Source organism: Acinetobacter sp. LUNF3 (assembly GCF_022699605.1).
GTDB classification, from domain to species: Bacteria; Pseudomonadota; Gammaproteobacteria; order Pseudomonadales; family Moraxellaceae; genus Acinetobacter; species Acinetobacter johnsonii.
This window is the reverse complement of sequence record NZ_CP093968.1, coordinates 1,800,350-1,826,205: the sequence shown is the minus strand read 5'-3', so window position 1 is coordinate 1,826,205 and position 25,856 is coordinate 1,800,350. Positions and strand designations below refer to the sequence as shown.

At 41.3% G+C, this 25,856-nt stretch carries 23 protein-coding genes; 15 read left to right on the top strand and 8 right to left on the bottom strand.

Translation table 11 applies throughout. The features are described 5' to 3' along the window. Positions 1–22: 22 nt before the first annotated feature. A complete protein-coding gene (gene lpxB / locus MN200_RS08905; protein ID WP_058869518.1) occupies positions 23–1,195 on the top strand; it encodes a lipid-A-disaccharide synthase in 1,173 nt (390 codons plus the stop codon). 70 nt (positions 1,196–1,265) lie between these two features. On the opposite strand, the gene MN200_RS08900 is transcribed toward lpxB, so the two are convergent. Together MN200_RS08900 and MN200_RS08895 are read right to left on the bottom strand one after the other, a co-directional pair. Further along, positions 1,266–3,470: an OsmC domain/YcaO domain-containing protein gene (locus MN200_RS08900; RefSeq protein ID WP_058869519.1), complete on the bottom strand. Its 2,205-nt coding sequence runs from the start codon at positions 3,468–3,470 to the stop codon at positions 1,266–1,268. Between the two features lie 282 nt (positions 3,471–3,752). Further along, on the bottom strand, positions 3,753–4,685 hold the full coding sequence (locus MN200_RS08895; RefSeq protein WP_058869520.1) for an AraC family transcriptional regulator: 933 nt from the start codon (positions 4,683–4,685) through the stop codon (positions 3,753–3,755). A 169-nt stretch (positions 4,686–4,854) separates the two neighbouring features. On the opposite strand from MN200_RS08895, the gene MN200_RS08890 reads away from it, so the two are divergent. From MN200_RS08890 to MN200_RS08845, 10 genes are all read left to right on the top strand, one after another. Then, positions 4,855–6,051: an alkane 1-monooxygenase gene (locus tag MN200_RS08890; RefSeq protein WP_058869521.1), complete on the top strand. Its 1,197-nt coding sequence runs from the start codon at positions 4,855–4,857 to the stop codon at positions 6,049–6,051. Positions 6,052–6,218: 167 nt separating this feature from the next. Then, on the top strand, positions 6,219–6,686 hold the full coding sequence (ybaK, locus tag MN200_RS08885) for a Cys-tRNA(Pro) deacylase (RefSeq protein ID WP_005399552.1): 468 nt from the start codon (positions 6,219–6,221) through the stop codon (positions 6,684–6,686). Between the two features lie 403 nt (positions 6,687–7,089). Then, positions 7,090–8,874 (top strand): IucA/IucC family protein, encoded by a 1,785-nt coding sequence (locus MN200_RS08880; RefSeq protein ID WP_242759201.1) that lies wholly within the window; start codon positions 7,090–7,092, stop codon positions 8,872–8,874. Beyond that, positions 8,867–10,318: a SidA/IucD/PvdA family monooxygenase gene (locus tag MN200_RS08875; protein ID WP_242759200.1), complete on the top strand. Its 1,452-nt coding sequence runs from the start codon at positions 8,867–8,869 to the stop codon at positions 10,316–10,318. Before MN200_RS08880 ends, MN200_RS08875 begins: the two co-directional genes overlap by 8 nt. Beyond that, the gene (locus MN200_RS08870; protein WP_242759199.1) at positions 10,315–12,150 is read left to right on the top strand and encodes an IucA/IucC family protein; all 1,836 of its coding nucleotides are present in this window, start codon (positions 10,315–10,317) and stop codon (positions 12,148–12,150) included. The genes MN200_RS08875 and MN200_RS08870 overlap by 4 nt, the downstream gene beginning before the upstream one ends. Positions 12,151–12,177: 27 nt before the next feature. Continuing rightward, on the top strand, positions 12,178–12,822 hold the full coding sequence (locus tag MN200_RS08865) for a GNAT family N-acetyltransferase (protein WP_242759198.1): 645 nt from the start codon (positions 12,178–12,180) through the stop codon (positions 12,820–12,822). After that, positions 12,819–13,199 carry a hypothetical protein gene (locus MN200_RS08860; RefSeq protein ID WP_058869526.1) on the top strand — a complete coding sequence of 127 codons (381 nt, stop codon included), beginning with the start codon at positions 12,819–12,821 and terminating at the stop codon, positions 13,197–13,199. Before MN200_RS08865 ends, MN200_RS08860 begins: the two co-directional genes overlap by 4 nt. Continuing rightward, the gene (locus MN200_RS08855) at positions 13,187–14,446 is read left to right on the top strand and encodes an MFS transporter (protein WP_058869527.1); all 1,260 of its coding nucleotides are present in this window, start codon (positions 13,187–13,189) and stop codon (positions 14,444–14,446) included. The genes MN200_RS08860 and MN200_RS08855 overlap by 13 nt, the downstream gene beginning before the upstream one ends. Positions 14,447–14,461: 15 nt before the next feature. Beyond that, positions 14,462–16,738, top strand: a complete 2,277-nt coding sequence (locus MN200_RS08850; protein ID WP_242759197.1) for a TonB-dependent receptor — start codon at positions 14,462–14,464, stop codon at positions 16,736–16,738. 78 nt (positions 16,739–16,816) lie between these two features. Beyond that, entirely contained in the window at positions 16,817–18,043 is a 1,227-nt protein-coding gene (locus tag MN200_RS08845) for an MFS transporter (protein WP_242759196.1), read from the top strand. Between the two features lie 19 nt (positions 18,044–18,062). On the opposite strand, the gene MN200_RS08840 is transcribed toward MN200_RS08845, so the two are convergent. After that, a complete protein-coding gene (locus MN200_RS08840; protein WP_242759195.1) occupies positions 18,063–18,764 on the bottom strand; it encodes an LrgB family protein in 702 nt (233 codons plus the stop codon). A gap of 9 nt (positions 18,765–18,773) precedes the next feature. Further along, positions 18,774–19,190 carry a CidA/LrgA family protein gene (locus MN200_RS08835; protein ID WP_236769453.1) on the bottom strand — a complete coding sequence of 139 codons (417 nt, stop codon included), beginning with the start codon at positions 19,188–19,190 and terminating at the stop codon, positions 18,774–18,776. A gap of 100 nt (positions 19,191–19,290) precedes the next feature. On the opposite strand from MN200_RS08835, the gene MN200_RS08830 reads away from it, so the two are divergent. The 3 genes from MN200_RS08830 (at position 19,291) to MN200_RS08820 (ending at position 23,159) form a co-directional block, all read left to right on the top strand. Continuing rightward, positions 19,291–20,190: a LysR substrate-binding domain-containing protein gene (locus MN200_RS08830; protein ID WP_242759193.1), complete on the top strand. Its 900-nt coding sequence runs from the start codon at positions 19,291–19,293 to the stop codon at positions 20,188–20,190. Positions 20,191–20,395: 205 nt separating this feature from the next. After that, positions 20,396–22,537 carry an HAD family hydrolase gene (locus MN200_RS08825; protein ID WP_242759192.1) on the top strand — a complete coding sequence of 714 codons (2,142 nt, stop codon included), beginning with the start codon at positions 20,396–20,398 and terminating at the stop codon, positions 22,535–22,537. 133 nt (positions 22,538–22,670) lie between these two features. Beyond that, positions 22,671–23,159, top strand: coding sequence for a helix-turn-helix domain-containing protein (locus MN200_RS08820; RefSeq protein ID WP_058869534.1), 489 nt, complete (start codon positions 22,671–22,673; stop codon positions 23,157–23,159). A 2-nt stretch (positions 23,160–23,161) separates the two neighbouring features. Here the strand turns inward: MN200_RS08820 and MN200_RS08815 are convergent, their stop codons facing one another. From MN200_RS08815 to tusD, 4 genes are read right to left on the bottom strand one after another with little or no spacing between them, the layout of a single operon-like run. Continuing rightward, entirely contained in the window at positions 23,162–23,473 is a 312-nt protein-coding gene (locus tag MN200_RS08815) for a TusE/DsrC/DsvC family sulfur relay protein (RefSeq protein ID WP_004979945.1), read from the bottom strand. A 14-nt stretch (positions 23,474–23,487) separates the two neighbouring features. Next, entirely contained in the window at positions 23,488–23,769 is a 282-nt protein-coding gene (locus MN200_RS08810; RefSeq protein WP_242759191.1) for a DsrH/TusB family sulfur relay protein, read from the bottom strand. Between the two features lie 10 nt (positions 23,770–23,779). Next, positions 23,780–24,130, bottom strand: coding sequence for a hypothetical protein (locus MN200_RS08805; RefSeq protein WP_010326623.1), 351 nt, complete (start codon positions 24,128–24,130; stop codon positions 23,780–23,782). A 44-nt stretch (positions 24,131–24,174) separates the two neighbouring features. Beyond that, positions 24,175–24,543: a sulfurtransferase complex subunit TusD gene (gene tusD / locus MN200_RS08800; protein WP_058869535.1), complete on the bottom strand. Its 369-nt coding sequence runs from the start codon at positions 24,541–24,543 to the stop codon at positions 24,175–24,177. Between the two features lie 271 nt (positions 24,544–24,814). Here tusD and MN200_RS08795 point away from each other — a divergent pair, with 271 nt between their 5' ends. Continuing rightward, positions 24,815–25,825, top strand: a complete 1,011-nt coding sequence (locus tag MN200_RS08795) for a site-specific integrase (RefSeq protein ID WP_058869536.1) — start codon at positions 24,815–24,817, stop codon at positions 25,823–25,825. Positions 25,826–25,856 lie beyond the last annotated feature (31 nt).

Here is a 25,856-nt window from a genome sequence, read left to right as displayed (position 1 = left end):
TTGAAAAATAAGGAATAATGCTTTGCAAAATCGGAAACTTAAAATTGGAATCGTAGTGGGTGAAGTATCGGGTGATACTTTAGGTGCTAAACTTATTCGCAGTTTTCGTGAGCAAGGAATTGATGCAGAATTTGAGGGTATTGGTGGCCCGCAAATGATTGCAGAGGGTTTCAAGAGCTTTTATCCGATGGATATTTTGTCTGTTATGGGGTTGGTTGAGGTTCTTAAAGACATTAAAAAGCTTTTTGCTGTACGTGATGGACTGGTAGAGAAGTGGACAGCCCATCCTGTCGATGTGTTTATTGGGATTGATGCACCAGACTTTAATCTGCGTCTTTCAAAAAGTTTAAAACAAAAACAACTGCCAATAAAAACCGTGCAGTATGTTAGTCCTTCCGTTTGGGCATGGCGTCAGGGACGGGTTCATGGCATCAAAGCTTCTATTGATTTGGTACTGTGTTTATTTCCGTTTGAAAAAGCATTTTATAAAAAATGGAATGTTCCTGCTGCGTTTGTAGGACACCCCTTGGCCAGCCAATTGCCTTTGGAAAACCCAATTTTACAAGCCAAAGAAGAACTGGGTTTAGATCTGACCCAAAAGCATATTGCCTTATTGCCGGGAAGTCGACGTGGTGAAATTGAAAAGCTCGGTCCACTGGTTTTAGATGCTGCAAAATTGCTCTACGCCAAATATCCAAACTATCGCTTTGTGATACCGGCTATCAACGATGCACGTAAGCAACAAATCGAAGCTTTGCTTGCCCAGTATCCAAAAGAACTGGTCGATCAAATTGACTTACTTGAAAACTCAGGCACCGAGTCGAAGATTGGGCGTCAAGTTATGAACGCCGCTAATATTGTAGCTTTGGCTTCAGGTACAGCAACTTTGGAAGCTATGCTGTTACACCGACCAATGGTGACCTTCTATAAGTTGAATTGGCTCACCTATCATGTGGTGAAATTCTTGATCAAGATTCAATATTATTCATTGCCGAATATTATTGCGGGCAAGAAAGTGATACAAGAATTAATTCAAAAAGATGCAACACCTGAGAAATTGGCGGCTGAAATTGAAAAATTAATGAATATAGAAACAGCACAGATTCAGGCTATGCAGCACATTACCATGCATAAACAATTACTTGCAGGTAATAGTGAAAATCCTGTTGAGGCGATTTTAAATATTTTAGATTAATTCTCTTTAAGACATCGTGATAGGTGCAGTGAGAAACAACCCAAACGTATTTGGGTTGTTTCTTTTTATTTTAAGGTTTTAATCCAACGGCTTTAGCACGAGCAGCGTGTAACTTTTTATAACTGTCGATTAAACGTAAGTGACGGTCCAAACCTTCAAGTTTCATACTGGTTTCTGTTAAACCATAGAAACGAATACGACCTTCAACTGTGCCTATTACCGCATCCATACGTTCATCACCGAACATACGGCGGAAGTTTGCTTCATATTCTTCCAGTTCCATGTCGTCATCTAACATCACTTCGAGCACGACATTCATGCATTGGTAGAACAGACCACGTTCAACGGTATTGGTGTTGTATTGTAAGAATGCTTCAACCAAGTCTTTCGCTTCCTCAAACTGCTCTAATGCAAGATAGATCAATAGTTTAAGTTCAAGCAGAGTCAATTGACCCCATTCGGTATTGTCATCAAACTCAATTCCGATCAAAGTCTTGATTTCAGTATAGTCATCTAGCTCACATTCTTCCAAACGTTCAACCAGCGCTTCGAGTTGTTCGTTGTCTAAACGGTGTAAGTTGAGGATGTCTTCACGGTAAAGCAGTGCTTTGTTGGTGTTATCCCAAACCAAGTCTTCAACCAAGTAAATTTCTGAGTAACCCGGTACCAAGATACGGCACGCCGTTGCACCTAAATGTTGGTAAATGGCCATATAGACTTCTTTGCCCATATTTTCCAAAATACCGAACAGTGCATCAGCCTCATCTGCATTTGAGTTTTGGCCTTGATTGGTAAAGTCCCACTCGACAAAGTCATAGTTTGATTTGGCACTAAAGAAACGCCATGACACCACACCACTTGAGTCAATGAAGTGCTCAACAAAGTTATTGGGTTCAGTGACCGCATTTGAGCTAAATGTTGGGCAAGGTAAGTCGTTCAGACCTTCAAAGCTACGACCTTGCAGTAGCTCAGTTAAGCTACGCTCAAGCGCAACTTCAAAGCTTGGGTGTGCACCGAAAGAGGCGAATACACCGCCTGTACGAGGGTTCATTAAAGTCACACACATCACAGGGTATTGACCGCCTAGAGAAGCATCTTTCACCAGTACAGGGAAACCTTGCTCTTCTAAACCTTGGATGCCCGCTAAAATACTTGGGTATTTCGCTAAAACCTCTTGCGGTACATCTGGTAGGGTCAGTTCACCTTCTAAAATTTCACGTTTTACCGCACGCTCAAAAATTTCAGACAAACACTGTACTTGTGCTTCAGCTAAGGTGTTTCCTGCACTCATCCCGTTACTAAGGTATAAGTTTTCAATTAAGTTCGATGGGAAGTAAACCACTTCAGCATCAGACTGGCGAACAAAAGGTAAAGCGCAAATACCGCGTTCAGTTTTCCCTGAGTTGGTGTCGTATAAATGCGTACCTAACAGTTCTTCTTCAGGGTCATAAATTTCAAGGGTGTACTCATCCAGTACACCTTCAGGCATTTCACCATTTGGACCTGGCATGAACCATTTTTCATCTGGATAATGCACAAACTCGGCATTGGCAATGTCTTCACCCCAGAACTGGTCGTTATAGAAGAAGTTACAGTTCAGACGTTCAATGAACTCACCCAGCGCAGAAGCTAATGCACTTTCCTTACTGGACCCTTTACCGTTGGTAAAACACATGGGCGATTGAGCATCACGAATATGTAAAGACCACACATTTGGCACAATATTACGCCAAGAAGCGATTTCAATTTTCATGCCTAGACCAGCCAAAATACCTGACATATTGGCAATGGTTTCTTCTAAAGGCAGGTCTTTACCCGCAATGATTGTGCTAGTTTCAGAAGCAAGGCTTGGAATAAGCAGGGCTTGTGCATCGGCATCAATGCTTTCCACTTCTTCAATAATAAACTCAGGACCTGTTTGAATCACTTTCTTAACAGTACAACGGTCGATAGAGCGCAAAATACCTTGGCGATCTTTTTCTGAAATGTCCGCTGGGAGCTCAACTTGAATTTTGAAGATTTGTTTATAGCGGTTTTCAGGATCAACAATGTTGTTTTGTGACAAACGAATGTTGTCAGTTGGAATGTCACGTGCTAAACAATACACTTTGACAAAGTAAGCCGCGCAAAGCGCAGAAGATGCTAAAAAGTAGTCAAATGGACCGGGTGCAGAGCCATCACCTTTGTAGCGAATCGGTTGATCGGCAATGACTGTAAAATCATCGAACTTCGCTTCTTGGCGAAGATTATCGAGATAATTAACCTTGATTTCCATGCTGGCACCTAAATTTTCTTATATGTCAGCATGGACATATAAGAGATAAAATATTGAAAAATAAGCCGAATCACGGATGAAAACTGGACTTAAAAAAGTGTGGCTAGAGCGAAAAAGAACAAACAAGCAGTGGTTTGAAGCCATCTCTAGCAAGGATGCGGGATATTATAGTGTGATTTTCACAAGATGCTAATCTTTGTCTGCAAGTTCAGGGTATTTATCTCGACGGACAAAGACATAAGCTGAGAGAAGATTGCTATTAAACCATTACGGACGAGCATTTTAAGTTGGGTTTTGATTATTTCTATATTGGCTTGGGCTCAGTTGGTACTGTCGTTTAAAGCTTTGGCTAAAAGCCGTTTCAGAGTTATAACCCACCCGATGTGCAATTTGCTGAATAGTACCTTGTCCATTACGCAGGTATTGGGCAGCTAAACGCAGACGGTGTTGTTGCAAATAAGCCAAAGGGCTGATGCCTAAAATTTGGCTAAACAATGTGGCAAATTTAGACCGTGACATACAACACTGTTCTGCAAGGGACTCAACTGTCCAAGGCTGTGCAGGTTCCGCATGAATTTTTGTAAGGGCATTGGAGAGTTCAGGATGAGATAAAGCACTCAGCCAATTGTTCGAATCTTGCAGCGCATCAATATAATCACGTACACATTCAATCAATAAAATACTCACCAAATGATCCAAAATTTTGTCACGACCCGGGCGTATGCGTTGGACTTCTAGAGCGAGAAACTGCAGCCCAATTTGCAACCATTCAGGAACCGTGCTGAGATCTTTGTGTTGAAGGTGAATAAACGCGGGTAAGGCCTGTACCAACGGACGCGCCATAATAGGGTCCATATGTGCATGTAAGGCCAAGATCACGGTTTTTTGTTGTGTCGCATTACTCCCAAAAGAGACTTCTTTGTGTTGGTTTTGGGCAAATAAGTCAGAAATATCGAATACTTCCAATAGTTGGTCGGTGGTTGAGGATCGACACTCATGACTTGGCCCTGAAGGGAGTAAGATCAAGTCTCCGACTTCAGCAACAATAATTTGTTTAGCATCTAAACAAATGGTGAATTGTCCTTGAAGTACCGCATAGGCCATCATGGTGGATTGTTCGGTATAGCGAAAAGCCCACTCACCATACGGTTTAAGGTAGAGGTACTCAGATTGGTTGAGGTGTATATCTTCAAAAATTTTACTTAAAGCATCCATACTTTACGATTTCTAGTCTTTACATCTTAGGCTTAATATTTGATTTAGGGTCAATTTAAGTCATTTCAGGCCAAGGACGATTACGCTGTTTTCTTGGACGTTAGCAACTGTTCTTTATGTCCCATTTCTAGAAATATAAAGGCATAACAAGAAAATTGGAAGAATGGTAATGAATGCATCAGTGAAAATGACGAATGCTAGCGTGGTCGTCAAAAATGCAGCAGGGATCGATAAAAAGCGTTTTGGTTGGTTATTGAGTCCTGGGCTTCCTGTGATTGGCATGGGCATTTTAGCGGGCTATCATTTTGGTCCGAAACCCACTAAGAAAATCTTCGCTTTGGGTGGGCCGCTGTTACTGCATGTCATTATTCCTGCGGTAGATGGTCTGGTCGGTGCAGATGAAAATAATCCTTCGGATGATGAAATTAAGGTCTTGGTAAATGACCCGTACTATGACCGTATTGTGAAATTGTTCATTCCGCTACAAATGGCAGCCAATTTGTTTGCAGGTTATGTGGTGACTCGCCAAAATGTATCGATGCTCGACCAAATATTATTGGGTGTTTCCATGGGGGCAATTAATGGAGTAGCAGTGAATACAGCACATGAGCTGTGTCACCGTCCTAAAAAATCAGATCATTATTGGTCACACATGACTTTAGCGCCGTTGGTCTACAACCATTTCCGCATTGAGCACCCTTATGGGCATCATAAACGTGCTGCAACGCCAGAAGATCCTGCTTCATCGAAAATGGGGGAGACTTTTTATGAGTTTTGGCCACGCACCGTTTTCGGTGGGCTGAAGTCGGCTGTTGAAATTGAACATAAGCGCCTAAAACGAAAAGGACTATCTTTCTTCTCTAAAGAAAATGAACTGTTTCATGGATGGGCGATGAGTGCTGGTTTTCATGCAACCATGTTTAAATTGTTTGGTAAAAAAGTGACGCCATATCTGGTGACACAAGCATTTTATGGCGTGAGTCTGTTTGAAATTATTAATTATATTGAACACTATGGTTTAAAGCGTAGCCAAAAAGAAGATGGAAGTTATGCGCGAACCATGCCTGAACACAGCTGGAATAATAACAACATTGTGACTAACTTATTCTTATACCAGTTACAACGCCATTCAGATCATCATGCCTATCCAACCCGCCCATTTCAGGCCTTAAGACATTTTGATGAAGCCCCTGAGCTACCGAGTGGTTATGCCACCATGTTAATTCCAGCGTTAATTCCAAAGCTGTGGTTTAAAATGATGGATCAACGAGTGTTTGATCACTACGAAGGTGATTTGACCAAAGCCAATATTTTGCCAAAGCGCCGTGCTCAAATCTTTAAGAAATTTGGATTAAGTGCAGACTAAACTGTGATATTTCAGTGATAACAAGGTGCATACATAGTTGACATCGAACTTACAGTCATTGATTCGTTGAGTGCCTGTAAGTTCGATGATCATGATAGGTGTACCGCTAAACTTTCTTTTTGAATAGGCATATAATGCCGAATATGTAGTGAAAATATTGAACAGAAATGACACCTGCAACCAAACTTTTAAAAGCCAATAAAATCGATTTTTCTATTCATGAATATGAACATGATGCCAATGCAAAAAGCTTTGGGCTTGAAGCCGCAGAAAAATTAAATCTACGTGTCGAAGAGGTGTTTAAAACACTTTTAGTGACCGATGAAAAAAACTATTTTGTTGCGATTCTTCCTGTACATCATCAGTTAAATTTGAAAAAAGTTGCACAGGCAGTGGGGGCAAAAAAACTAAAAATGTCCGACCCTAAAGATGCAGAACGACTGACAGGTTATTTGGTCGGTGGGATTAGTCCTGTCGGGCAGAAAAAAAGGTTAAAAACCGTGATTGACCAAAGCGCAGTACAGTTGGAAAAATTATATGTCAGTGGGGGGAAGCGCGGCTTAGATATCGGTTTAAAACCGCAGGATTTAGCAAAAGTACTTTCAGCCACTTTTGCTGATGTACTGGATGAATAAAGAGTAGTGACGTCTTCGCTGCTTTATCTATATTAATTTAGTCTTGAGTTCTTTTGAGCACAAATGAAAGCTCATTCAGGTGACTGAATGGGCTTTTCCTTATGAAATATAGGGAAATTTTATAGTTCGAATCAATTATAAATTCATAAACTATCATTTAAAGCTATGGTGTAATTTTATATAGGCTTTATCAGAAAAACTGATTAAATTTTTAAAAGTATTAAAAAACAATAATATATGTTGGTGTAGTGCGTATATTTTCAAAAGTAAACAAAATTGCAAAGATAAATGATAATAATTACCATTAACATGCTTTTGCAGCGTTGGCCAACGTGAACACCTTTAAGAAACATAATTACATGAAATGAGCTTGGAATAAGCTTTAAAAAGAGGAAATGGTCAGATGAAAGAGCTAGCCAATCGCTTGGCGATGCAGCATCTTGTCAATGCATACTCACAAGAAACAGGCAAGGCAAGCCTGTTTGAGAAGTATCAACAAAATTCAACTCAACTCGCGTTTAGCCAAGGTTTGACGCTGTTATCTTTGCCGCTTAGTTTAATCCAAGCACAGCTTTTTGTTCCGTTAAGTTATGTCAGTCGTGTTGGGCGACATCGTATTGCGGCTTTACCGCAAATTTTTCAAAAAGGCCAAAAGCTTAACTTTAGCGCTGCAGCAATGGTCAGTTTGCTACTCGAAGAGTTAGTGCAACAATCCGAAGGCCATGTTGATGCAGCATCCTTGGTTGAGCGTTGGATTCAAAGTCGTGATGCATTACAACAGTTTTTAAATATTCGGGCAGAGAATTTTGATGCGCTCGTACAACTTGAGCAAGGTTTTATAGCGTCTGAACAGGCTTTGATTTTAGGTCATAGCATGCATCCTGCACCGAAAAGCCGAACAGGTTTTGTCCATGAAGACTGGCAAAAATATTCCCCCGAAGCTTGTGGGCAGACCCAACTGCATTATTGGCTGGTGGCATCTGAATATGTTGCGGAAGGAACAGCGCTTGAGCAGGCTTTTTCAGAGCAACTTAAACAAGAAATCAAATGGCATTTGTCTGAATCGGAACTTGAAACCTTAGCTGCATATGCACATTACAAATTGCTACCACTGCATCCATGGCAAGCCCGCTATTTACAAAGTAAAGCATGGTTTAAAAGTTTAAAGGCTAAACTGAAAATCATCGATTTGGGCGAAAAAGCATGGATATTTTCACCAACCACTTCTGTACGTACTTTGGCGAGTTTTAATGCGCCGTGGATGCTGAAACCTTCGCTTTCAGTGATGATTACCAACTCTATTCGCGTCAATTTAGCAAAAGAATGTCACCGCGGTGAAATGACCCATCGGCTTTGGCACAGTGAATTGGGTCGAGATATTTTAAAACAATGTCCAAGCCTAAAAGCGGTGAATGATCCCGCGTGGATTGCTATTCAGTTAGATGGTGAAATCATCGATGAAACGATTTGTATTGTACGTGATCAGCCGTTTACTCCCGAACAGCAAGTCACGTGTATTGCTTCATTGTGTCAGGATCATCCCGTAGAAGAACGTAATCGTTTTAATGCATTATTTGATCAAATTGCTTCTCAACAAAAGTTAAATGATAAAGCACAAATCGCTCATGATTGGTTCAAGACCTTTTTAAACATCAGTCTGAGCCCACTCATGTACGTCTACCATCGTTATGGTATGGCCTTTGAGTCACATCAGCAAAATGTCTTGGTTGAATTGAAAGATGGCTGGCCACAGTGGCTATGGCTACGGGACAATCAAGGTTTTTATTATATCGAAGAACTCGCAGATGAAATTTTACAACAATTTCCAGAACTGAATGATAAAGCCCATGCGGTAGGTTCAAAGGCTTTTGTCGATGAGCGCTTTAGTTATTATTTCTTTGGCAATACCTTGTTTGGCATCATCAATGCCATCGGTGCAACAGGTTTTGTTAGTGAGCAAGATTTACTGTCTGTTTTACAGCAACACCTCTTTGACCTGTTGAAGCAATATCCAGAGAGTAGTTTGATTCAAAGTCTGTTGTATCAACCGACGCTGCCTTATAAGGGTAACTTACTGACCCGTTTACATGAACTAGATGAATTGATTGCACCCGTTGAAAATCAGTCTGTCTATATTCAGTTAGCCAATCCGCTCTATATCAAACAAGAGGATGCTCTCTATGCTTGATTTTATTGCGATTGGCCTTGGGCCATTTAACTTAAGCCTAGCCAGTTTGTTACATGAAAAGACTGAACTGCACTATTTGTTTTTTGAAAAAAAAGCGCAGTTCGACTGGCATGCAGGTATGCAACTTCCCAATACGGTCTTACAAGTTCCATTCATGGCGGATTTGGTGTCGATGGTGGATCCGACCAGTCCGTTAAGTTTTTTGAATTACCTAAAATCACAGCGGCGCTTATATAAGTTCTACTTCCTTGAGCAGCCTCATATTCCGCGCCGTGAATATAACCATTATTGCCAATGGGTGGCGGATCAACTGGGTCATATACAGTACCAATCGACGGTGAAGGCAATTTATGCCAAAAGCGAAGGTTTTGAGGTGGTGGTTGAGCAAGGTGGCCGTTTTATTCGTTACTTGTGTCGAAACTTGGTGATTGGTTCGGGCAACCAGCCTTATTTGCCTGAATGTCTGCGTAAGTTACAACAACAAGTCCCCGAAAAATGTATTCATTCAGCAGAGTACTTAATCCATAAAAAAGGCAAGCTCAAAGGCAATGTTGTAGTCTTAGGCTCAGGTCAGTCTTCTGCTGAAGTCTTTTTAGATTTGTTTGATCAGCAGTATCAACATGACTGTGTACCAACGGCTGACTTTAAGCTGCATTGGCTGACGCGTTCCAATGGCTTTTTCCCGATGGAATATGCACCTTTGGGATTGGAACATTTTAGTCCGAACTATACCCAACATTTTTATAGACTTTCAGAAACACAAAAAGCAGCGCAGTTGAAAGATCAAGGCTTGCTGTACAAAGGCATTAGTGCCAAAACCATACGTGAGATTTACCAAAAACTTTACCATCGTAGTATTGCCTCTGCTGTACAAGCAACACATTTGCATGCACAAATTCAGTTGCTTGATGCTGAGTTACGGGAAAGTCAGCAGATTCGCTTGAGCCTTGAAAATACCGTAACCAAGCAACGTTTTTATATGGATGTTGATTTTGTAGTGGCGTCTACAGGTTATTACAGCCCTGAGTTTTCATTTTTAAAATACTTAAAGCCCTTGATTACAACAGATCAAGCGGGGCGTTGGAAAGTGAGCCAAGACTATCGCTTGCAGCATACAGCAATGGGTGAAATTTATGTGCAAAACCAAGAAATGCACAGTCATGGCGTAGGTACACCTGATTTAGGTTTAGGCGCTTTTCGTGCTGCGACCATCGCCAATCAACTACTGGGTTATCAGCTGTATGAGCTGGACAGTAATGAAGAGACCTTTCAGCATTTCAACGCTGAGCAGAACCCTGAAATGTATGTGCAGAATGACACATCTATTACACGAACAGCTGCTTTAGCACCATCGATTCCTAAATCAAAAAATATTGAGCAGCGCAAAATACAAACAGGGGCACATCCCTCTATGCAGCCTTATACATTCGAGAAAATCATATGAGCTTTGCACAACTTCAGGTGAATCAGAAACAGTGGCGTTTGGCAGGACAGCGCTTAATTGAAATGGCGATTGCTGAATTTTTATATGAAGAAATTATTCAAGTGACCGATTTAAAGAACAATCGTTACCAGCTGACGTTGGATGATCAAACCTATACTTTTAAAGCACAAAACTATTTATTGGGACATTGGCAGATTGAGGAGGGTTCAGTACGTGAGTTGAGCGTGGTTGAAGACCTGCCTGCATGGAACTTACATACTTTTATTCGCGCGTTTTCAAATCAAACCGAAGTTAAGCCCTTTACCAAGGCATATCTCATCAAAGAAATGAACAATACATGGTTAGCTGAGGCGCATTTATTTGATGAACGTCGTTTAAGCAGTGCAGCAGCATTGACGGCATCACATCATGAAATTGAAGGTATGCTCCGTGGTCATCCGTGGTTGATTATGAGCAAAGGTCGTATGGGTTTTGGTTATGACGACTACTTAAGTGCCGCTCCTGAACTTTCGCCAACAGTCAAAGTACTGTGGCTTGCGGTGCATCGTGATTTGGCAGAGTTCCGTTCTACCGAGGAGTGGCAAGCGGGGACTCTTTATCAATATGAGTTGGATGCAGAAGAGTTAGATAGCTTTGAACAACAGTTACATGAAAGAGGCTGCTCTTGTCGTGACTATTTCCTTATTCCAGTACATGCATGGCAGTGGCATCAATGGTTAGTGCCAACTTATGCCAATGAAATCGTGGATCAGCGCATTATTGAACTAGGCGTTGGGCAAGATGACTATGTACCTATGCAGTCGATTCGCACACTTTGCAATATCAGTCAGCCTGAGCGTCATTATGTCAAATTGCCTGTCAGTATCTTCAATACTGCGGTGTATCGTGGGTTGCCGTCTAAACGAAACTTAGCAGCTCCAGCCGTCACAGCTTGGTTAAAGCAGATTCAATCTCAAGATTCAGACTTGAAACAGTCAGGCGTTGCATTCTTAGGTGAAGTGGCAACTTTGACCATTCATCAGCCTTGTTTTGATCAGATTGAAGGTGCGCCGTATCAGTTTAAAGAACTGTTTGGGTGTTTGTGGCGTGAAAGTGTAGATCCAGTGATTGGAACAGGTGAACAGGCACTTTCTCAAGCGGCTTTATTACATCGAGACATCAACGGACAGTCGATATTAGCCGTGTTGATTCAGGCGTCGGGTTTGAGTCCATTACAGTGGTTAAAACGCTTTGCCGAAGTCTCTGTTACTCCACTCTTAATCTGCTTGTACAAATATGGCTTGGCTTTTTCTCCACATGGGGAAAATACCATGCTCATTCATGCCAATGGCGTACCGCAGAAAATGGTGCTGAAAGACTTTATTGATGATATCAATTTGGTTGATGAAGACTTCCCAGAATTAGCCAGTTTACCTATCGAAGGGCAAATTTTACTGCGTCATCCTGCGCATGAACTCAGTCATTTTATTTTCACTGGGCTGTTTATGGTGCATTACCGTTATATCTGTAATGTATTTTTACAAGACTACCCTGAGCATAGCGAAGTTGAATTTTGGCAAACCATTTCATTGGTCATTGATACTTTCCATCAGGCGCATCCAGAGTTGGCAGAACGCATTGAAAAATTTGCCATGTTTAGAGCCGAATTTGAAAAAATTTGTTTAAACCGAGTGCGTCTATTTACCACCAGTTATAACGATGAAGCAGAACGTCCTGTCCCTGTATTTTTAGATCCAATTGCCAATCCTGTCAGCCCTGAAACCTTAAAACGATGGTCAGAGCAGGTATCTAAATCAACTGACGATACAACCACAAAGCGTATCGCATCATAAAACATTCAAAAATTAGCAGGCTTCTACATGAAAACACTTTCACAGCAACTTCCCAATTTCTACGAATACTATGAGAATGAGACGCAATTTTACTTGCGCCAAGTACAGTATCCGCAGGACTTAGCACTGTTACATAAATGGATGCATGAGCCTCATGTTATTCCACAGTGGCAGTTGAATAAGTCTGAAATTGATCTCGCGGTGTATTTTGAAAAAATGCTGGCCGATGACCATCACCGTTTGTTGATCGTTGGGGTGGATGGACAGGATGTGGGCTATACCGAAATCTATGAAGGCAAGCGTGACCGTCTAGGACGTTATTACGATGGTGATGATTTAGAACTCGGTTGGCATTTATTGTTTGGTGAAAAGTCGGCTTTCGGTAAAGGCTACTTGCGTCCAGTGATGCGGCTATTAGGTTTTTATATTTTTGAAAATGCACCTTCCGACAAAATTGTCGGGGAGCCTGACCACACCGTTAAACCCTATGCCGCAGTAGTCGAAGAAATGTGCTATGAGGCGCAGCGCTTGATCCCGATGCCTGAAAAAACGGCCATGTTGTATTACTGCTTTAAACAAAAATTCTATGAAAAATTTGGAGGGTATTTAACTGATTCAAATGCATTTATGCAAAACCATAACCCACTCAATAGGACTGAGGAACTTACATGAGCTATAGCTCAGAACATATACAAATCATGGACATGCGCTTTTCAGCGCATGTTACTGTCGACGAATTTGAACAATGGCTTAGCCAAGTCGAACGTTTTTTCTTAAAAAAACAGCACTTTGTTTTGGTCATGCAAACCGATATCGGTACGGAATTTCCTGAGGAATACCGTCAACTGCAAGCGGTTTGGTACAAAAAGTATAAACAACTTTTTTTTCAATACTGCTTGGGTCTGGTTCGAATTGCACAAGACCCAACCGACCAACAACGACTGAATACACCTTCGCTGCATGCTGCATGGCGGGTGCCTTACTACGTCACACTTGATCATTCTGATGCACTGCAATGGGCAGTGCAGAGGTGGATATGCAAAACCTAAATACACAAAAAGCAACACGCCAAATCTCAGCTTTGAGCTTAGCCGTTGTCATTGTTTTATATCTGGCACATGCCTTGCCTTTGTATTTTTACAATGTGGCATTGCCTGCTATTTTGCGACATCAGGGGGTAGACTTACGTTGGATTGGAATGCTGTCGCTGCTTTATATTCCATGGGCGTTTAAGTTTTTATGGGCACCACTCATTGACCGACTCTATATCAAAAATTTAGGTAAACGAAAAACATGGCTGCTCTTTACACAAATAGCCCTAGTACTTGGGGTATTGGCCTTGGCATTTACCCAGTTCTCTTATGGGCTGGTGGTGTTTGTTGTGATTGGCTTGTGGATTTCAAGCTTTGCGGCGACTCAAGACATTGCCATTGATGGTTATACCGTAGAAACCTTTTCAGCATCTGACTACCGCCTAGGTAGTATGGCTCAGAGTATAGGGGTGGCTTTGGGGAGTATGTTGGGGGGCGCAGCGACACTGTGGCTATACCAGTACTATGGCTGGGAAAGTGCATTGGTATGTTTAGCGCTCATGACCGCTTTAACAATGTTTGCTGTTTTTTATATTCAAGAAAATACAAACGAACAGACAAATATTGCCAAACAAGCGCCAAGCTTAGCCCGTGCTTTCAAACGTCCTGAAATTTTATCTGCCTTGGCCCTGATCCTGTGTTATCGCGTGGTGGAAGCACCAGCAATGGCGATGCTCAATCCAATGCTGATTGACCAAAAATGGACGCTTGCCCAAATTGGGGTGTTGATGTCTGTGATTGGCGCAAGTGTGGGGTTGCTTGCTGCTGTGAGTGCTGCATTTTTATTGAAAAAAATTCAGGCTACACAGTTGCTCATTTGGGCGGGGTGGTGTCGAACAGCATTGTATGGGGTGATTGGTGTAGCCATTATTTTGGGTTGGTTAAACCAGTGGCATTTGCTCTTGGGGGGATTTGTCATTGTCATGCTTGCGATTCGTTATGTCGCGATGACTTCGCTATATGCCTATTTCATGCAAAGCAGTTCCAAAGAACAGGCAGGCACCGACTTCACCATCTTGGTGTGTTTTGAACTGTTGGTTTATTTCATCGGGGGAGCCGCATCGGGCTTTTTAGCCAAAGCACTTGGCTATGGCAATTTTTATGTGGTGTTGGCGGTTTCATCTGTAGTCAGTGTACTACTGAGCCAATACATCATTGCACGTTATCAAAAAACTCAACAAAAACTGTTGAATCGAGAAATTTAATAAAAGGAAAAAGAAATGAACCGTTTTATGTTACCTATGCAGTTGACTTGTTTAACACTGGCTGTATGTACACAGTTATATGCTCAAGATAACGTTGTAACAAATTCAGCGAGCCAAACGAGCAGTGTTGAGGCCCAACAAAAAGAAACCACACAACTCGCACCGATTGTGGTGACAGCAACCCGCTCTGCAAAGAGTATTGCGGACATTGCGGGCACCGTTTATAGCATTGATCAAGCTGAAATTGAAAAACAGGCCAATGCAGGTCGTTCAACTGCTGACATTATTGGCTTTTTAATTCCTTCATTGACACCAAGTTCAGGTACAACCAGTAACTATGGGATGACCATGCGTGGTCGTGCAGTGCAATACATGATTGACGGAGTACCTCAGACAGGTTCTCGTGATAGCTCACGTCAGTTGAATAGCATCAGCCCAAATTCGATTGAACGTATCGAAGTGGTATCAGGTGCCAGTAGTATCTATGGTGCAGGTGCGACAGGCGGTATTATCAATATCATTACCAAAAAAGGTAGTGATGATGCACTGAGCTTTGAATCTAAACTCGGTGTGACGTCGGGTGATAATATCCGTAGCGATGCTATGGCATATGAAGCATTCCAATCGGTTGCCTTTAATCAAGGTAATGTAAGTGGTTATTTGGGTGCGAGTTATAACAAACGTGGCGAATTTCAAGATAGTCACGGTGATCGTATTGGACCTGAGGTTGCCCAGACGGATCGTCAAGATACAGAAACTGTCGATGTGAATGGTCGTCTAAGTTGGCAATTTACTGACAATCAAAAGCTAAGCTTTGGTGCGCAATATTATAATGATGAGCAAGATAGTGAGTATGGTCCTGATTATGGTACAGGCTTAGCCGTCCTGTTTGGTGCGGAGCCGACTTTAAATGCTGTAAAAGGTTTAGATCTCGATACTCAGCCAAGAACCAAACGTTCGAACTTTAATCTGCAATATGAGCATCAAGATGTGTTAGGGCAGATATTAAATGCGGAAGCTTATTATCGTTCAGAAACAGGGCGTTTTTATCCAAGTGCAAATTATTTAGCACATTCTGCAATTCCAAGTGGTGGTACATATATCGTAACGCAATCTGAAACTGATATTGATGTATGGGGCGCTCGACTTGCTTTACAAAAAGCCTTTGATCTGGGTAGCCGTAGTCTGAACCTAACTTATGGTATGGATTATGATTTTGAGCAAGGTTCTCAGACTGCACAACAATATAATCTTGGAACCTTTATGGCGAGTAATGGTTTGACACTCGATCCACAAAATGAATATGCCTTTGGTCCAGATGTTGATACGTCGAAATTTGGTCTTTTCTTACAAACACAATTCGATGTTACGGATCACTTAAATCTACAAGCTGGCATTCGTCATGAGCGTATTGATAGTGAAGTTCAGGACTCGATTCCTTACAGTGAAGCGATGGTTGCAGATGCTATTCCAACATATACACCAGTTGCTTTAAATGGTGGTACGATCAAACATGATGCAACATTATTTAATCTTGGTGCTGTATATCATTTGACGGATGCTCAACAAGTTTTCGCAAACTTTTCTCAGGGCTCAAGTCTACCAGACATTCAACGTATGCTTCGTGATGTACCCGCAAGTTTTACTGTGAATAGTCAAACTATTGATCCAATTAAAGTCAATAACTATGAGTTGGGTTGGCGTTTGCAAGGTGAATCAGGTTCGAATTTGGGGCTAACAGCTTTCTATAATGATTCAGACAAGGTGGTTAAGTTCAACGGTATTCCAAACTACAACATTGAAGTAATTGATACGGACGAGCGCGTTTATGGGGTTGAAGGAAATATATCCTATCGACTACAACCGAATTGGACAGTGGGTGGAACCATGGCTTATACCCGCGGACAGTTTAAAAATACCGCAGGAAAGTGGCAAGAGCTAGACGCAATTCGTGTTGCACCACTGAAAGGCACGGCATTTTCTGAGTGGCAGTTTAACAACGATATGAGCCTGCGCGTTCAATCTCTTGCTATCGGTGGTACAGATAAAGCCAAAAAAGATGCGGTAAAGTATGGTTCAACGCTTCCTGCTGAAATCAAAGGTTTCGCAACAATGGACGTTATAGCCAATGCCAAAGCAGGTCCTGGTACTGTGGGTTTTGGTGTGTATAACGTATGGAATGCAGACTATAAAACTGTATTTAGTCAGGCTGTCGCACCAACCTATGGCGCCATTTCAAGCTTACCTGCTCAAGGTCGAACCTATGGTTTGAGCTACACATTAAAATACTAATTGCACAACTAGAAGAGGTAGCTTTCAGCTACCTCTTTGCTTTGTAATCTCGCTTTAAGAAATGGTTTAAATAATAAAATGAATAGCAATAACAAAATCTTTATTGCAGGCAGCCTTGCCAATGGTGCCTGTTTTTCAATGATTTTACCTTTACTGGCACCGTTTATTCGGCAACTGGGGCTGACGGAACTGCAAGGTGGAGCGTTGGTTTCGGTTGGTGCTTTGGTGATGGCCATCTCAGCTATTTATATTTCTAAACAAACTCAAAAATTCAGCATTTATCAATTGTTAAGTATCGGTTTTATCGGTATGGCAATCACTTGGGGCTTATTTGCGGCGGTACTCAGCTATGGACTGAGTTATGCCATTTCATTTGCTGCTTTGTTTAGCTTACTGATATTGACCCGTGCCAGTACTGGCTTTTTTATGGCGATGCCACAAATTGCGCTGCAAAGTTATGTCATGACGGCTTTTCACAGTGAACAGGAACGTAGCCAGAATATGGCGAAGTTTGGCGCGCTGAACAGTTTAGGCGTGGTGATAGGTCCTTTAGCGACGACATTATTGCTGACATGGAGTATGTTGACACCGTTATGGGGTGCAGTGGCTATTTTAACAGCTATGGCGGCTTGGATTGTACTAGGCTTTCATGGGAAGCAAGCATCACAGACACAAGAACGGGAGGATACCACAGCTAAATTACAAGATTACCCGACAGAAAAGCTGCAATGGTCAAAATTAGGGATTTGGTTATTGCTGGGCTTTAGCTTATATGTCGCTATTGTCACCCTGAATTTAACCGCTGGTTTTTATATCCAAGATCGATTCCATTTCGATACCTATCAGAGTGCAATGTATTTTTCTCAGTGTTCATTGATTGTGGGGATAGCGCTCGTTTTGATGCAATTGATGATTTCAAAATGTTTTAAATGGTCAATTAAACAATTGCTTTGGGTCGGTCTTGTGACGATGGTTTTAGGTTTATTACTTTCACTGAGTGCTGGTCAGATTTGGACTTTCCAAGCAGCTTATGTTTTTTATGGTATTGCCGTGGCTTGTTTAATTCCAGCTTTTACCACGGGGGCAGCTCAAACCGCACCAACCACGCTACAAACTAAAATTGCCAGTTTATGCACGGCTACGCAAGCACTGAGTTTCGTTTTTGCACCTTTACTAAGTACAGGCTTATATCAGTGGAATCAACATTTACCCTATTATTTTTTATTGGTATTGATGATGGCGCTGATGTTGTACTTCAGCTTTAAACACATACAAACCAACAAGGATCTCAGTAGTGTGGTATGAGATTCTTTATCGAGAATGTTTAACCAAGAAGATAAACGACAGCGTGAATTAAACTTGGGCCAAACAGCACCATGAAAATACCGGCCAAAACCATACTGAGGCAGGCCGCGACACCTTCTTCTTTATGACGTTTGAACGCAGTACTGGTACCAAAACCATGTGCGGCACTACCCAAGGATGCACCTTGAGCAAATTTAGAATCCAATTTTAGAACAAGTAATACGGTGTTGGCCAAGAGTCCACCAACGATCCCCGTAATCACAGTGAATAAAATCACCAGCTCGACTGAGCCTCCGACGGCTTGAGTGACTTCCATGGCAAAAGGGGTAGAGATAGAGCGGCTCATCAAACTATAACTGGTTGCGGCATCGAAATGGAACAACCGTGCCAAGTAAAAAGAGCTGACTACGCCAACCAGCATACCCACGATAATCCCTAAAGCAATCGAAAAAGCATGCTGCTGAATGACTTTGCGATATTCATAGATCGGGATGGCAAATGCGACCGTTGCAGGACCTAACATCCAGACTAACCATTTGCTGTAATACATATAGTTGTCATACTGAATGTTGAAAAACACCAGACATAAAATAATCAGACAGGGAATAAAAACCGCTGGTGAGAGCAATACATACGGGTGTTTCTGATAAAACTTTTTACCCCAAAGATAGGCCAATATAGTTCCGATAAAACAGATCAAGGCAACGAAGTGAATATGCATGATCGTTCCTTAAATGTGACTTTTCAGCTGATGTGATTGCTTCGGCTTTTTTTGAAACTTGGCCTCAAGCTTAAAGCCCAAGAAAACACAGTAAGCAGTGCAGGTCATCACGCAAATGGTCCCAAGGACAATAGATAAAACCAGTTGCCAACCTTGGGTGAGAAAAAGATGTTTATATTTGATTAAGCCAATAATACAGGGGATAAAAAACAACAACAGTTCAGCTAAAAGCAAATCCGAACCTGACTTAATCCAGTCCAGCTTAAATACACCCGCTAACAGAGAAATAAGTAAAAGCGTTAGACCCACGACCCCACCTGATATCGGTAAAGACAGGGCGACTTGTATCAGCGTTCCGAGATACCAAATCCCAATCAGCAAAGCTACTTGAAGAGTAGAACGATAAGGCAATTTGAACGGACGCATTGGAAGACCACAGGGTATAAGTTGTTGGTGTTATTTTAAGTTTGACCTGATCGTGTAATTATGAATAATAAAATAATAATTATGCTTAATTGGAATAATTTTGGATTTTAAAGCGCTAAAAATATTTGTGCAGCTGGTGAAAAGTCACAGTTTTAGTCTTGCTGCGGAGGAACTATCTGTTACTCAACCCACTATTAGTAAATCTTTAAAACAGTTAGAAGACGAGATAGGGCTGCCTCTATTTCATAAAGGTGAAGCAGGGCGAAAGCGAGAAGTCAAACTGACCTATATGGGAGAACAAGTCTATTTACATGCTGTGCAGATTTTGCACCAGGAGCAACAGATCTTAGAAGCAGCAGATCAAATTCGTGGGTTGAAACAAGGTGTGCTGAGATTGGGTTTACCACCTTTAGGTTCAGTACTGCTGAGTTCCTTAATCGTTAAATTTCACAAATTGTATCCCAACATTGAATTGAACTTTTTAGAAGTCGGTGCAACAGGAATTGAAGAAGCCATTTTGGCCAAAAAAATTGACGTTGGGATTTTATTGGGCGAGTTAAAACCCAGCATTCAAGGCATTCAAATTATCGATTCACCGTTGTGTTTGCTTTCCAACTACGATTCACAGTGGAGAAAGCGCGGTGTGGTGCAATTCGCTGAACTTAAAGAAGAGTCATTTTTACTGTATGCAGACACCTTTACTTTAAACCATGTGATTCTAGATGCTGCAATGGCGGCTGGCTTTGAACCCAAAGTATTATGCAAAAGTAGCCAGTGGGACTTTATTGCCAAAATGGTCGAGTCAGGTGTCGGTATTGCTTTATTGCCGCAAATTTATTGTGAGCAGTTAGATCGCTCTAAATTCAGTGTCAGTTTAGTGGAACAACCCAGTTTGCGGTGGAACTTAAATATGGCATGGAATTCAACCGTAGTGATGAATCCTGCAACTCGTGCATGGTTATCGATCATTGATGAATATAAAGATCAAATTCATTTTTAGAAGTTTCATCTTGAGACACGCTTTATTAAAAAATGATCACTCTGGTTACGTTTTGATTACCTAGTGTTACCTTATGCTTACAAAAAAATGTCTAAACAACAATCTATTGATTAATAATTAAACAAAAATGTTTCATAAAATCAGATCAAAGTCTCTGTGCCCGATTTTTGTATAGTCTAAGTGCAAACATAAAAACGGAGGCTAAATGTTTAAATTTAAGAATGATATTGTGCACGGTGCGCTTTTTGACATGGATGGAACAATGTTTGATACCGAGCGTTTACGGTTTCAAACCTTGAAACAGGCGTCCAGAGAGCTAATTGGGGTCGAGTTTTCAGATGCCTACCTTATGGCATGTTTAGGCTTAAGCGCCCGAAGTGCGGAAGCCTTGGCGCAAAAGCAATATGGACAGGAAGTTCCCTATGCTGAGATTCGTAAGCGTGCAGACGAATTAGAATTAGAAACAGTGCGCCAATATGGTGTGCCGATTAAAAAAGGTTTGGTACAAGTTCTAGAACGCTTACGTAAAGCAGGATTACGTATGGCTGTGGCGACCTCTAGTCGAAGAGCGATTGCTGAAGAGTATTTAATCAATGCCAATGTTTATAAGTTTTTTGATGTTTTGGTCTGTGGTGATGAGGTTGAAAAGGGAAAACCACATCCTGAAATTTTTTTAAGTGCAGCGCAAAAACTAAACCTTGAACCTGCGCAGTGTTTTATGTTTGAAGACTCTGAAAATGGTATCCGCTCGGCATATGATGCTGGGGGTATCTGTGTACTGTTCAAAGATATTAAAGAACCCAATGCAAATATGTTGGCACATGCCAATTATTATTTCGAAAATATGTATGACTATCTAATGGAATTAGATATCTATAGCTCGCATCTGGAAATGCCCAATTTACAAGAAAGCTTTCCTCAAACTTTAAATCAACTGACCGTCGGGGTTCATGGATTTGGCGCCATTGGCGGAGGCTATATTGCACAAATCTTGTCGCATTGGGATGGCTATACGCGTCCTAAAAAAATCTATGCGTCTACACGCAACAGTTTATACCGTTCAGCTGTAAACGCTTTTGGGGCGTATTGTATTCGCTATGGGCAAGTGTCTTATGATGAGCGTATTGAAAATATGCATATTATCGATGCTGAAGACTTACAGCAGATGCATGCCATGTATGTCGAGTCGAGTTTAATTGCGATTTGTCTAGCTGAAAATGCTTTAGTCAGTGAAGCAGCGACCATTGCACAGGGCCTCTATGCACGCTATCTGGCACAAGATGAGCAAGTTAAAACTCCACTGACGCTGTTAATTATCTTAAATAAAATAGGCGCCAAGCAGTTGGTTCTAGAGCAGGTACGTAAAGCCTTGGTGGAATTAACAGACCATGCTGTTGCTGATTTTATTTTAGAGCAGCACTATTTCTGCGATACGGTAGTCAACCGTATGGTGTCTAAGCTGAGCGATAAAAATCTATATCGTCAATTGTGCATTAAATACAACATTTTTAAGCAATATCAACTTGATGACGAGAGTAATCAAATTGAAGTTGAAGATGTCAGTAAACTCAGTGCAGAACAAGAGCGCCGTGCCAGTGAATATGTAGAAGATTTAAGACAAAATTTCCAACCGAGTCATATTTTACAGCATATGGATTTAATCCTTTTCAATGCTGAAATGGATATGCCAATCTATGTGGAAAACAAAAGTCCCTTACTCAGTAAAATGCGTCAAATGATCTTGGTAGATCAAATTTCAGATATTCAGCTCATTAAAAACCGCTTATGGAATGGCGTACATGCCATGACTGCGTGGTATGCCAGCCTACTCGGGCATCAGACTATTGGTGTGGCGATGGGCGATCCGCGAGTGCAGTATTATGTTGAAAAACTGCTTACAGAAGTAACACAGGGTCTGACGCATTACCTGCCAAAACGAAAAAATGATTTAACGCGTTTAGCGCGAAGTTTTGATCAATCTTGCCAGTATGCCTATAAAGACCCCTGTAGTCGGGTTGGGCGTGATCCACTGCGTAAGTTGAGTGCATTTGAACGTGTATTTTCATCGGTCGCATACAATGTTTCGCATGGATTTTCTTTTGAAGCGCTATTAAGTGGTGCGATCTTTGGCTATCTGTATTTGATGGAAGAAGAGAACCAGCCCATGGATGTATTGTTAGAGCATCTGAAGCAGCAACTTCAACAGATGAATCTATCAAAAGCGCACAAAAAAGCGCTTTATTATGTCATTCAAAAACGTCTCAATGAATATCAAAAGGGTGAGTTGGGAATGGAAGACTTTATGATCCCTCACCAACCTCAAAAGGCTGAAATGAGCTGTGCTTAAGTCTTCATGATATTCAGATCTCTTTGAGCCGTCTTAAATGTTAAAACACCATAAGAAAGGCTTGATAAAAAGAGCTTTTCTTATGGTCTTAAATCTTTTAACGTTAGACCTAAGAGAGACTTGGTTTTTTACAATGAAATGGGATGAGATCGGAGAACAACCGTGTTCAATTGCACGAACGCTGTCGGTAATTGGCGATCGGTGGACGATGTTGATTTTACGAAATGCATTCTTGGGTGCACGCCGTTTTGAAAGTTTTCAACAAAATTTGGGTGTCACTCGTCATGTGCTTTCTGAGCGTTTAAAGCGTTTGGTTGAACATGATATTTTGGAGAAAAGACCCTATACAGATCGTCAAGAGCGCTTTGAATATTGTTTGACTGAAAAAGGTTTGGCTTTATACCCAGTGCTGATGTCCATGGCAACATGGGCCGATCAATGGATGGACGAGGGCTTAGGTCGTCCCGTACAATTTATCCATAAAACCTGTGGGCATAGCATTCAGCCACATTTGGTTTGTAACGAATGTGGTGATGCCATACATGCCAAAGACATCAAAGCGATACCGACACAGGTTTATGTCGATGCTTTAGCTGCTCAATCAGACGTTAAACAAGCTTAAGTTTATAAACAGTTTGCAGGTTTTGGCACGCCTGCCAAACGACTCAGATGGCGCGCTACAAGCCCAGTATTAAACTTTTCTTGCAGTATGGCATTATTGATGTCTGCACTGACTGTTTTCATTAAAAACTTAATCAGCGGACGTGTTGCAGGTGAGTGTCCAAACTGTTGGTAAAACTGACGCACTGCCATGAGGATTTCAAAGTGCCAATCAGTCAATTCAAGCTCTAAAGATTTTGCTAGCTCTTTTGCAACCTCTTGATTCCAAATGGTGTAATCAACCAAATGACCATCTTGGTCTAATTCTAAATTCATCTAAACACTCAAAATTATTTTAAACTGATACAACGATTATGGCTTAAGCATAGCTCAGCAAACCGAACATAGCTGATGGTTTCTAGGTTACTCGAATGGATAGCAGCAATATTTTCAGCATCCTGTTCAAGCACAAATACACAAGCTAGCTGCTGAATAAAAGTATGTTGTATATACAGGGCTGCATCACCCATTAAAACCACATCATCCCCTGATTGATAGAGGTTTTGTAATTTACTCAGCACTTGTTCCGTCGCGGAAAATGGAGACTGCACGAGATAAAGTGTTTTGCTCATAATTGTTTCCTTACCAATACAATACATGGTCAAACTGCTGTATTAAATTGGCATTGAGTTCAACACATTCTATTTCTTGCTCGGTTTGTTGAACAAAAGCAGAAGCTTGATTCTTGGTTTCAATCCAAATTGGGCTTAAGTCATAAAACTCAAAGCTATCAACCATGTTTGAAGCCAGTTTAAAAGCATGTTTTAAGGGTTCAAATGACTGAGCATTGTTTAATAAGCTGAGTGCAGCATCTTGTAATAAGACTTTGACTTCACAGCCAAAAGTTGCAAGAACCATGGTTGCAGACAGGCTTTCATGCACTTGCAAAGAGTTCAAATTGGCTTGGGTTAAAATAACCAGTACAGATTTCACACAATATACCTTTTAAAAGCAACAAATTCTTGAAAACTTAGCACTTAGAATTGAATTAAGCGCTCTGCAGATTGAACGGCATCGGCCAGTTCCCCTAGGCCTACCAAGTCAAAACCTGTAGCAAGATTATGCTGTGCTAGCTGATGACGCTGTGCATTTTCGGCATCGGTAATTCCTCGAGCCAAGGCTGCACTTACACAAACGGGTAGGCGAATAGCGAGTTTTTGCCACTCAGAACATAGATTCCGTTGGTCGTCAGGTACCCATTGCAGAGCATTGGCAACCTGAACAGCATCTTGGTAGAAAAACACTCGAAAGGGTTCATTTTTCGCATGCAGTGCTTGTGCTAAACCTAGAGCATGCCATGCATGAATTGAACTCGGTGCGGAGGTAATTAGTAATAAAGTACTCATCAAACTTCACTAGAGGAATGTCCAAAGCTTGCTTGGTACATTCGGACTTCATAATAAAAAGGTAGTATACAATGATTTTAGGTGGTATCTAAAGAATTTAGCACCAAATATAAAAAATATTTTAAAAATAAATTTTATAAAACAATATGTTATGAAATTGGTTTAAATGAAGAAAAACAAAAATCCATTTTTTATCTGCACGAAATTACCTGTATTTTCTTTCCTTTTGCTACATTCTCGATAGAATAAAAGGCGATCTGCACCAAGAAAAATGAAGCTTCCGAAACCAATACAACGTGGGTCAACTTGGCGTATCACTGTTACTTTTGACAAGCAGCGATACTCAGTGACCAGAGATACAGCAAAAGAGTGCGAGCACTGGGCATCAATCAAACTGCTGGAGCTTAAAACTGGTAAGGCTGATTTAGAACAAGGAATAAAGCCAGCATACCCATTTCGCCAATTATGCGATAAGTACTATCAAGAGCATGGCAGACATATGCGATCTGCTAGAACAATTATGCTCAAGATTAAAAACCTTGATCGCATTGCACCCAATGTTGCCGATAAGTCTATCTATGATTTTAAGCCCAGCGACATTGTTGAGTGGCGAAATAAACGGAAAAAAGAAGTCAAAGTATCAACTTTAAGAAATGAGCATGCTATCTATTCGGCTGTTTTCACTTATGCCTTGAAAGAGCTTTTTTTAATTGAGTCGAATGTTTGGCAAACTGTGCCGATGCCAAGTAAGGAAAAATCACGAAATCAGCGAATCATGCCTGAACAGCAAGGAGTATTGCTCAAAGCGCTGGATTGGGATGGTGTGTCTACACCTGAGAAGTCAAAGCACTATGTAGCATGGGCATTTCTATTTGCGCTTGAAACTGCAATGCGACAAGGTGAAATACTGGCAATGCGTAGAACAGACTTGAGAGATGGTTTTGTACATCTGCCAATGACTAAAAATGGCGAGTCTCGAAACGTACCGTTATCGAAAGAAGCAAAGCGCCTGCTTTCATTATTACCTTTGGATAGCAATGTTCTGGTACCAATCGACAAAGATATATGTTGTGCAACGTGGGTGAGAGCTAAAAAAAGAGCGAATCTACCTCACATCAATTTCCATGATTCACGACATGAAGCAATCACAAGAATGGTTAAGGTACGGAAATTACCAGTTGAGGTTTTAGCAAAGATCACCGGGCATAAAACAATTGGGATATTAATTAACACTTACTACAATCCAGATGCTCAGGACCGACCGTACACAGATAAATGCTAGAATAGATGTGAAGTGTGGCTTGGCGGCATTG